We start from the raw sequence: 10,470 nt of genomic DNA on the forward strand, positions 1-10,470 counted from the left end.
AGCGAGTAACGTGCCCCAGCTCATCCCGCTCAGCGGTAATTTTTCCGTACGGGTTGTAGCTGTATTCCCGCACGCCACCGCCCGGCAGCACTACGCGCACCAACCGCCCAACCCTGTCCCACTGATATTGGGTCAGCGCCCCACGCTCATCCTCGCGCGCAACTTGCCGCCCACTATCGTCATAGCGATATCGCTTGATTCCGCCACTCGCCAGCTGCTCCTCAACCAGCTGCTCCTCAACCAGCTGCCCACGCTCGTTCCACACCAACTGCTGACAGCTGCCATCCGGAAACCAGACCTCCGTCAGCTGCCCGTATTTGTCATAGCTGTAGTCCGTAACGTGGCCGTCAGGATCGATCTTGCGAACGACATCGCCCTGATCATTACGCTCGTAGGTCCAAGCCGCCTCACCCCGCCGTACCACCCGTACGAACCCGTTGTCATGCTCGTAGGACGTCGGCTCGTCATCCCCCGGAAAAAACGCCACCAAACGTCCGGCTTCGTCGTACTGATACGCCGTCACTGCCCCCAGCGGGTCCTGCTCGACGGTCAGCCGGCCTTTGTCGTCGTAGGATTTGAAGTGCTCGGCGCCATCCGGATCGATACGCTGCACCAGCCGCGCGCGCTGGTCATGCACATAGACTTCCTGGCTGCCATCGGCGTTAAACACCGTGACTTGCCCGTCGTCGCCCCAGGCATAACGCGTGTCCATCTGCGAGAAACTCGCCCAATGCCGGACACATCGCGCCGCCTTGCCAGACCGTTCCCACGCCCAGAAGAAACTCGCCCCACCGGCCAGTTGCCGCTCGAGAATGACGTGCTGGTCGTCGTACTTGTAAACCTCGCTTTCACCGACAGCATTGGTCGCTGAAAGCAGTCGGCCCGCGTCGTCATAGGCGTAGGAAACAACGCTGAACTCGGTCACCCATTCGAAGGGCTCGCGGCCCTTGGCGCGATGAATCTGGTAGTCAACCGAAAGAATGCGGCCAGCTTCATAGCGCAAAAACAACGAACGCCCGACACCGTTATCCAACCGCTCGATCCGCCCGGAATAATCCCGGGAAATGCGCAATCGGTTGTCGTACGCATCGCTGATGGCTGTCAGCACACCGTCGCGAAAGTGGTAGAACCGTGACGCCTGGGCCAGCACCAGTTCGTCAGGTAATTCACCGAGATAAATCGCCGCTTCAGCCAGGCTGTTGGTGATCGCTGGTCGACCAACACTCGGCAAGGGGAAGGTGGTCGACCGATTTTCGTGGTCTGTCCACACCACCGAGTCACCGGAAACCGACAACCGCTGCGCCAGCGAATGGCTCCAGCCAAACCCCAGCCCGCAATCCACTTCCACCGCACTGGTGCGATACAGCCGCGTCCACTCAAACGGCAAAACCCCGTCCAGTACACCATCGGTGAGGGTCAGCAATTCCTCGCCGGTCACCATCGATACCGGGCAGCCATTGGTGGCGGTCTTGTCCGCAGACGCCGCCGCCTCCCCATTCGGATTTCGAGCAGAAGCAGGCGCATCGTCGACATGCTCCTGCCGAACCAACGCCGTTTTCTGGGATTTGTTCCGAACCGCCGGCACCGGGTTCGAAACCAACTGATCCCCCACCTTCAACGGCACCGCTGGCACTGTCTTGATCGTTGCAGCCGGCCCTCCCAGCAATATCGGCCTGGCCACCTCAACATGTGCATCCACGCGAGGTTTCCCGAACTGTTCGGCCACCTGCTCCAACCACTGGCGTGCACGCTGCGACTTGATGCCGCTCAACACCTTCGAGCTCATGCGCAATGCCAGGCCCATGCCGCCGGTGGGCAAGAGCAGCAACAGGTTGATCAGCACTTCGGCGCTGATCTCCCCCAGCAACTCGTTCATGTACGGCGGTGGCAGCATTCGCATCCAGCTGACCATCACCGACAAGTAGATAAACAACAGTGGCTCGTCGCTGAGCACCAGCAGACCTTTTGCGAGGGTCTCGGCGCTGACGTTCAGCAGCTGTTCAAACTCGACCTGCGACAGGTAATGCAGAAGTTTTTCGGCATGCTCCAAAGGGTGCGCCAGCCATTGAAGCAGCTGCTTGAGGTTGTCCCAGAGCGAATACAGCGCGTCGCCGAACCCCTTGGCATAGGCCTTGTGCAAGGTGAGGTAGCGCTTGAGAAAGTTCGCCTCGGAGTAATCTTTCCAGAGTGGCTCAAACGTGCCGCGCCACTCACTGCGCAACCAGCCTTCCAGCGGTGCGAGCACCGACTGATAAGAGGCGTAGAGCGCCTTGAAATGTTCCTTGGAAACATTGGGGTAAAAACTGACCCGGTACTGCTGGTTGCGATCACACTCGGTGATTTGCAGAATGCCGCTGGGGCCGATGGTCTTGTGGATCGGCTCGCCCAATGGGCCGCCGTTGGGGTCGACGCGCTGCAACATCACTGGCGTATTGCCGATGGGCACAAACTGCGAACTCTGGAACATATGCACCAGGGTCAGCGTGCCGTCGGCTTTGCACTGTGCGACGGTGCTGCTGGGAAAGAGCGAGCGGTTGATTGGCGCCACCAGCGCCACGTCGTCCCCGGCTTTGAAAACCTGCTCGACATCCAGTGCCGAAAAGCTGAAATAGCGCTCGGCCCAGGCGTCGTAGTGGTTGAGGCAGCGCCGGAAATCGCTGAGAACGGATTCGACGTCGCGCGCCTTTGAATCCATGGCGGCCAGCACCAGCAAGCCGATGTGCTGGCTGGTCGCGCCGATCAAGAGGCAGCCCCGACAAGCAGGGCATTAACACGGAAAACCATCTGCAATCCCTCGCACTGTGTGATCAGGCGAAGGACTTTGCAGTGGTTTTCTGGATAGGGCTGTAGTGCTTATCCGGCAGTGGCGTGGGATGTTTCAGCGGTTTTTGTCTTCTCCCGACCGAGCACCAGGCTGCACAGCGCCGGCAGGAACAACAGCGTCAACAGCGTACCCACCAGCACCCCACCAATCAGCACATAGGCCAGGGATGACCAGAACACCGACAGCGTCAGCGGAATAAATGCCAGCGCCGCCGCCAATGCGGTCAGGATCACCGGCCGCGCGCGGCGCACGGTGGCTTCGATAATCGCCTCGTGAGTCGGCATGCCGTGGTCCCGGTTCTGGCGGATCTGATCGGTAAAGATCAGCGTGTTGCGCATCAGGATCCCGCCAATCCCGATCAGGCCCAGGATTGCGTTAAACCCGAACGGCTGGTTGAACAGCAACAAGGTCGGCACCGCGCCAATCAAGCCCAAAGGCGCGGTGGCGAAGACCATGAACATCACGCCGAACGAGCGCACCTGGAACATGATCACCGTGAGGGTCAGCAGGATCATGATCGGGAACAAGGCCGCCAATGCCACGTTGGCCTTGGCGCTTTCTTCCACCGGGCCGCCGATGTCGATCTGGTAACCGGCTGGCAGCTTGGCGATCAGCGGTTGCAGGTCTTTGTACACGGCCATCTCCACGTCGGGCGGCTGTACGCCGTCGATGATGTCGGCGCGCACTTCCACCGTGCTCGCGCGGTTGCGGCGCTTGAGGATCGGCTCTTCCATCACCGCCTGGAAATGCCCGACCTGGGCCAGTGGCACTGAAGTACCGGCGCTGTTGGTCAGGGTCATGTTGTTGAGGTTGCCGAGGTCTTCGCGCTGGCTGCCCTGGGCGCGGGCGACCACGGAGACGGTGCGGTTGCCCTCGCGCACTTCGGTGATCGGGTTGCCGCTGAGCAACGCATTGAGCTGCGACTTGACCTCGTTGGGAGTGAAGCCCAGCAGCCGCAGGCGGTCTTGATCGAGGACCAAGCGGTAGCCGCTGGTGCGTTCGCCCCAATCGAGGAAGGCGTCCTTGGTGAGTTTGTTGGCGGCCACCACGCGGCGCACATCTTCGGACACGCCGCGCAGCACCTCCACATTCGGCCCGGACACACGAAAAACCACTGGGAACGGCACGGGCGGGCCGAACAGCAGTTGCGTGACCCGTACCCGCGCCGCCGGGAATTCACCCGCGGCAATCCGCTCGCGCATGCGCAGTTTCAGCGCGTCGCGGGCGTGGGAGTCCGGGGTTTGCACGATCAGCTTGGCAAACGCCGGGTCCGGCAGCTCGGGGTTCAGTGACAGGAAAAACCGTGGCGCGCCGCCACCCACGTAGGTGTCGACCATGCCGGTCTGTGGTTCTTGCAGCAGCGCCTTTTCGAGCTGCGCGGCCACCGCCTCGGTGCTCTTGAAGGCGCTGCCAGGCGGCATGTACACCTCAAGGATCAGCTCGGAACGGTCGGAGTTGGGAAAGAACTGCTTCTTCACCACGCCCATGCCGAGCACGCACAGCACAAAGGCGCCGATGACTAGACCCGTGACCAGCCAGCGCCTGCGCACGCAGGCCTCTACCAAGCCACGCAGTTTCTGGTAATAGCGCCCGGCATAGATCGCGTCGTGCCCACCGGGTACCGGCTTGATCTGCGGCAGCAGCTTGACCCCCAGGTACGGGGTAAAGACCACCGCCACCAGCCAGGATGAGATCAGCGCAAAACCGACGATCCAAAAGATATTGCCGGCATATTCGCCGGCGCCCGAGCGCGCAAACCCCACCGGCAGAAAGCCGATGATCGTGACCAACGTACCGGTCAACATCGGTGCGGCCGTGGAGCTCCAGGCAAAGGTTGCGGCGTGAATCCGATCAAAACCTTCTTCGAGTTTGACCACCATCATCTCGATGGCGATGATCGCGTCGTCCACCAGCAAGCCCAGGGAAATGATCAGCGCGCCAAGGGTGATGCGGTCGAACTCTCGCCCGGTAAGCAGCATGATCACAAACACCACCGACAAGGTCAGCGGCACGGCAGCGGCCACCACCAGGCCCACGCGAAAGCCCAGGGCCAGCAGGCTGATGACCATCACCACGGCCAGCGCGACGAAGAATTTAAGCATGAATTCGTTCACCGCCAGGCTGATGTTTTTCGCCTGGTCGGAGACTTTGGCGAAGTTCACGCCCAACGGCAGGTCGGCCTGGATTCTCACTTCCTGGGCCTTGAGGCTCTTGTCCAGCTCCAGGCCGTTCCAGTGCTTCTCCATGATCACGCCGAGCATCAACGCCGGGTCACCCTGATGGCGGATGCGGTAGCTGGGCGGGTCTTCATAACCACGGCTGACGCTGGCCACATCGGCGATGCGCAGCACGCGGCCATTGACTTCCAGCGGCACGTTTTCGATCAGCGCCAGGCTGTCGAACGCGCCGTCGACGCGGATGTAGGCGCGGGCGCCGGCGGTTTCGACAAAGCCCGACGGCGCCACGGCGTTCTGCGCGGCGAGGGCGGCGAAGATCTGGTCGGGCTTGATGCCCAACGTCGCCAGGCGCTCGTAGGAAAACTCGACAAAGATTCGCTGCGCCTGCTCGCCGAGGATATTGACCTTCTTCACCCCTGGCAGGTTGAGCAGGCCCTGGCGCAGGTCCTCGGCCATTTGCACTTGCTGGCGATGGGGCAGGTGCTCGGCTTCCAGGGCATACAGCGCAAAGTACACATCGGAATATTCATCATTGAAGAACGGCCCGATCACGCCCTTGGGCAGTTTCGCCGCCTCGTCGCTGAGTTTTTTGCGCGTCTGGTAGAACAGGTCCTGGATTTCGCTGGGGCGCGTGGACTCTTTGTAAGTCATGCGCATCGACACAAAGCCTGGCTGGGCGATGGTCTCGACGCGGTCGTAGTAGTCCAGTTCCTGCAGGCGCTTTTCCAGGCGGTCGGCGACTTGCTCCTGCATTTCCTGGGCCGTGGCGCCGGGCCAGGCAGCGGTGACGGTCATCACCTTGACGGTAAACGACGGGTCCTCGGCGCGCCCCAGCTTGCCGAACGAGAACACCCCGGCAGCGAGGATCGCAATGATCAGAAACAGCGTAACCGCGCGGTGCTTGACCGCCAGCTCGGAGAGGTTGATGCCGCGCATGCTCAGTTTTCCTGTTTGCGGGTGAGGGCCAGCGCCTGGGCGGGCAGCAGGCGTACCGCATCACCGCTGTGCAGCAGGTGTGCGCCGAGGGCGACGACGATTTGGCCGGGGCTGACACCGCTGTCGAGCAGCGCGTCTTCCTGGCCGAGGCTGGCGACGTTGACCGGGGCGAAGCTGACCTTGTCGTCCGCGCCGATCAGCCACACGCCGGTGCCTTGCCCCGCGTCCTGCAAGGCGCCGATGGGCACGCGGGTTTGCTGGGCCTGGCCGTCGCCTTGCAGGCGCACGGTGATGGTCGAGCCGAGGGCGAAGCGCTCCACGCCGCCATGCAGCACGTAGCGGGCACGGTAGGTGCGGGTGGTCGGGTCGGCGCTCGCGGACAATTCGCGCAGGGTCGCGGTCACCGCCTGGTCGGGGGCGCCAAAGGGGAAGGCCAGGGCTTTTTGCGCGGCTTGGCCGCGCTGGTTTTCCGGCAGATTGACCATGGCTTCGCGCGAACCGTCATGGGCCAGGCGCGCGACGATTTGCCCTTCGGCGATGACCTGGCCGCGGTCCGCGCGGACGTCGGTGATGATTCCGTCGCCATCGGCCTTGAGCACTGAGTAGGTGCGGCGGTTTTCGATCTGGCTGGCGTCGGATTGCGCCGCGGCCAGCTCGGCTTCGGCGACGCGCAGGTTGGTGGCCGACTGGTCGAAGATCTGCCGCGACACCGCGCCGGTACTGGCCAGGCGCTGGTAGCGGTTTTCATCGTCACGCCGCTGGCGCAGTTGCGCCTGGGCAGCGTTGACGCGGTTTTTTGCCGAGCGCAGGGCCAGTTCGAAGTCGCCGATGTCCAGCACCAGCAGGGTATCGCCCTTGGACACATGCTGGCCGGGGTCGACCTTGCGTTCGATGACTTTGCCGCTGACCCGGAAGCCCAGGTCGCTTTCAGTGCGTGCCGCGACCACGCCGGTGTAGGCGCTTTGCTGGGTGCCGGCGGCTTCGACTTTGGCGGCGAGTACCGGGCGCGGTTGCGGCACGTCGGCGGTGGTATCGGCCTGGCTGTTGCAGCCGCTGAGGATGATCAACAGCGCCAGGGGCGTAAGAAGACGCAGGGGGAGAGGGTTCATGTCGGGCTCCGGGGGGATGCTTTCGGTCGGCGGACAAAAAATTATGGACATAATTTTTTACGCATATTATGGTCGAAATATAAATTAATCCAGCCCCCGGATATCTCCCATGGCAAACGTCCCGGCCGCCTCGCGAAACCTGTTGTTTTTACTGGTGGCCCTGACGGCACTGGGTGAAGTCTCGACCCAATTGATGATTCCAGGCCTCGGCGCCATCGAGCAGGCGCTGCTGGCACCGCCCGGTTCGGCTTTGATGGCGCTGTCGGCGTTTGTCGCCGCGTTTGGCCTGGGCCAGTTGGTGTTCGGGCCGCTGTCGGACCGTATCGGCCGTCGCCCGGTGCTGATCGGCGGCCTGGCGTTGTATGTGCTGGCGACCCTGTCGATGCTGCTGGTCAGCGACATCCAGCAATTTATTGTTGCCCGCGTAGTGCAAGGCCTCGGCGCCTGTGCCGCGTTGGTATTGGCGCGCACCGTGGTGCGCGATGTGTGGAAGGCCGACGCCGGGCCGGCCCTGGCGCTGACCATGATCGGCATGCTCTACGCCATCGTCGTCGCGCCGATGATCGGTGGGTTGTTGATCAAACTGTTCGGCTGGCACGCGCCGATCATCCTGGCGTTGGCCATCGGCAGTGGGGTGTTGCTGCTGGCGCTGCTGTTTTTCCGCGAGAGCACTCACTTTCTCGACCCCAAGGCCGGCCACTGGCGCACCCTGGGCGGGCAATACCTGGACTTGCTCAAGGGTCGCCAGTACCGCGCTTTCGCGGTGGCGCTGGCCTGTACCTACGGCGCCATGTTTGCGGTGATCGCCGGTTCATCCGCGGTGTTTATCAACCTGCTGGGCTTCAGCAGCCTGGAATACGGCATCAATTTCGGGTTGATTGTGTCGATGCTGATCGTGGGTTCCACCTACACCCGGCGCAATATCCTGCGCCTGGGGCCGCAACGGATTGTGGCAATGGGCGTGACGCTGGTGGCGCTTGGCGGGGTGTCGGCCGTGGTGATTTATCAGCTGTTCGGCCTGTCGGTACTCGGCCTGGATATTCCGGTTGCCCTGGTGACCCTCGGCGGCGGCTTGGTATTGCCCGGCTCGGTGACCGGCGCGGTGATGCCCAACGCACACCGCGCGGGGTTGGCGGCCGGGTTGATGGGGTTTGCGCAGATGTTCGGCGCGACCTGCAGCGGCCTGCTGCTGAGCCATCTGCGCGACGGCAGCGCCACACCGATGATCATGATCCAGGGCGGTTTTGCGCTGGCGGCGTGTGTGGCCTTTTACCTGCTGCGCGAGCGGCGCCCGGCGCTGGTTTCGGCGGCTTGAGTTGTCACACTTTGTCCAAGGTATGGCGGGCTGGATGATTACGATTCTCTTTTGAGACTAATCCCAAGGTGTTCGCCCATGCTTCCTGCCTTTCGTTTTTCGCCCCTGGCCCTGCTGGTGGCCGCCAGCCTGCACGCCCACGCCGATGAGCCCGTTGCACTGGAACTCAATGATGTGGTGGTAACTGCGTCCGGCTTTGCCCAAAGTGTGGAAGACGCACCGGCGTCGGTGACGGTGATCGACGGCGAGCAATTGCGCCGTAAATCCTACCGCGACCTTGGCGACGCGGTACGCGATGTGGAAGGCGTGACGGTGAATGGCGGGGCGAATGAAACCGACATCTCGATCCGTGGCATGCCGGCCGATTACACCCTGATCATGGTCGACGGCAAACGCCAGAGCGCGCGTGAATCGCGGGTCAACGGCAACAGTGGCTACGAACAGAGCTTTGTGCCGCCGGCCGCCGCCATCGAACGTATCGAAGTGGTGCGCGGGCCGATGTCGTCGCTGTACGGCTCGGACGCCATCGGTGGGGTGATCAACGTGATCACGCGCAAGGTGTCGCCGACCTGGGGCGGCTCGATCGGTTATGACTACTCGGCGCGCCAGCACAGCGACCAGGGCAACGCCCGCCAGAGCCAGTTTTACCTCAGCGGCCCGCTCAAGGAGGATCTGCTTGGCTTGCAGGTCTGGGGCCGCTACCTGGATCGCCAGGCCGATGACGACATCGAGCAGACCAATGGCTTCAGTAAAGCCGACCACCGTGACCTCACCGCGCGCCTGGCCTTCACCCCGACCCTCGACCACGACATCCTGCTGGAAGCTGGCGCCACGCGCCTGAAAAACGGTGACGGCATGAGTGCCAACTGGGCCACCCGCGAGCAGGAAAACAACCGTGATCACTGGTCGCTGTCGCACCAGGGGCGTTGGGGCTGGGCTACCTCGGACGTCGCGCTGTCCCAGGAAACCTCCAGCCGCGAAGGCAAGGCCACGCCGGCGCAAACCGATATCTACGGGCGCAAACCCGAGGTCAAGAACACCGTGTTCGACGCCAAGCTGGTGGTGCCTACCGCGCATAACGTCAGCACCGTCGGCGTGCAATGGAATGAAAGCGAACTGACCGACTGGAACCAGGGCCTGGGCGACCGCGTCGACTATCAATTCTCGGTGGTGCAAAAAGCCTTGTTTGCCGAGAACGAATGGTCAGTCACCGACAGCTTTGCCCTGACCACCGGCCTGCGCCTGGACGAGCACGAACAGTACGGCGCCCATGTCAGCCCGCGCGTGTACGGAGTATGGCGTGCCACCGAACAGTGGACGCTCAAAGGCGGGGTTGCGCGCGGTTTCAAAGCGCCGGAACTGCGCGCGGTGGTCGAGGATTACGCCTACCTGCGGCGCAATCGTTTTGTGATGTTCGGCAACCCGGACCTCAAGCCCGAAACCAGCACCAACTATGAAGTCTCGGCGCTGTGGAGCAACCGCGACAACCTGTCCGGTGGCGTGACGCTGTTCTACAACGACTTCCAGGACAAGCTCTCGACCGTCACCACCGACCGCCGCTGGAACAACTACATCATCATGGAGCGCGTCAACGTCGATAAAGCGATCATCCAGGGCGTGGAGCTCAACGGCCAATGGGACATCAACCCCAGCGTGCTGCTCAAGGCCAACTACACCTACACCGATTCCGAGCAAAAAAGCGGCGCCAACAAAGGTGCGCCGCTGGCGCTGACCCCCAAGCAAAAAGCCAATGTGCGTAGCGAGTGGATGATCAACGACCGCACCCAGGCCTGGGCCTCGCTGAGCTACTACGGTGAAGAAACCGGCAACACCCTCACCGACGAGCCAGCGCCGGGCTACACCACAGCCGACCTCGGCGGCTCGTATGACGTGAGCGATTCGCTGACCCTCAATGCCTCGCTCAACAACCTCACCGACAAGCGCCTGGACGATGAAACCTACGGCACGGTGAACTACGGCCGCACGCTGTGGATGGGCGCCACGCTGAATTTCTAGAGCGCAGCCGGCAACCGCACCACCGCGCACAGGCCGGCCGGTGGGCGGTTCTCCAGGACCAGCTCGCCGCCATGCGCCTGGATGCACGCACGC

The 10,470-nt window shown here is 62.7% G+C and carries 5 protein-coding genes; 2 read left to right on the forward strand and 3 right to left on the reverse strand.

The features are described 5' to 3' along the window. The 3 genes from WBR57_RS17840 to WBR57_RS17850 form a co-directional block, all read right to left on the reverse strand. The coding region (locus WBR57_RS17840) for a DUF6531 domain-containing protein (RefSeq protein ID WP_424085161.1) at positions 1-2,695 on the reverse strand (2,695 nt) is incomplete at its 3' end. Between the two features lie 158 nt (positions 2,696-2,853). Next, entirely contained in the window at positions 2,854-5,937 is a 3,084-nt protein-coding gene (locus tag WBR57_RS17845) for an efflux RND transporter permease subunit (protein WP_424085153.1), read from the reverse strand. 2 nt (positions 5,938-5,939) lie between these two features. After that, entirely contained in the window at positions 5,940-7,046 is a 1,107-nt protein-coding gene (locus WBR57_RS17850; RefSeq protein ID WP_424085155.1) for an efflux RND transporter periplasmic adaptor subunit, read from the reverse strand. Positions 7,047-7,155: 109 nt separating this feature from the next. On the opposite strand from WBR57_RS17850, the gene WBR57_RS17855 reads away from it, so the two are divergent. Together WBR57_RS17855 and WBR57_RS17860 are read left to right on the forward strand one after the other, a co-directional pair. Next, a complete protein-coding gene (locus WBR57_RS17855; RefSeq protein ID WP_424085157.1) occupies positions 7,156-8,361 on the forward strand; it encodes a multidrug effflux MFS transporter in 1,206 nt (401 codons plus the stop codon). A gap of 78 nt (positions 8,362-8,439) precedes the next feature. Beyond that, positions 8,440-10,377: a TonB-dependent receptor domain-containing protein gene (locus WBR57_RS17860; protein WP_424085159.1), complete on the forward strand. Its 1,938-nt coding sequence runs from the start codon at positions 8,440-8,442 to the stop codon at positions 10,375-10,377. Positions 10,378-10,470: the final 93 nt, after the last annotated feature.

The organism is Pseudomonas sp. (genome assembly GCF_049590575.1).
GTDB lineage: Bacteria > Pseudomonadota > Gammaproteobacteria > Pseudomonadales > Pseudomonadaceae > Aquipseudomonas.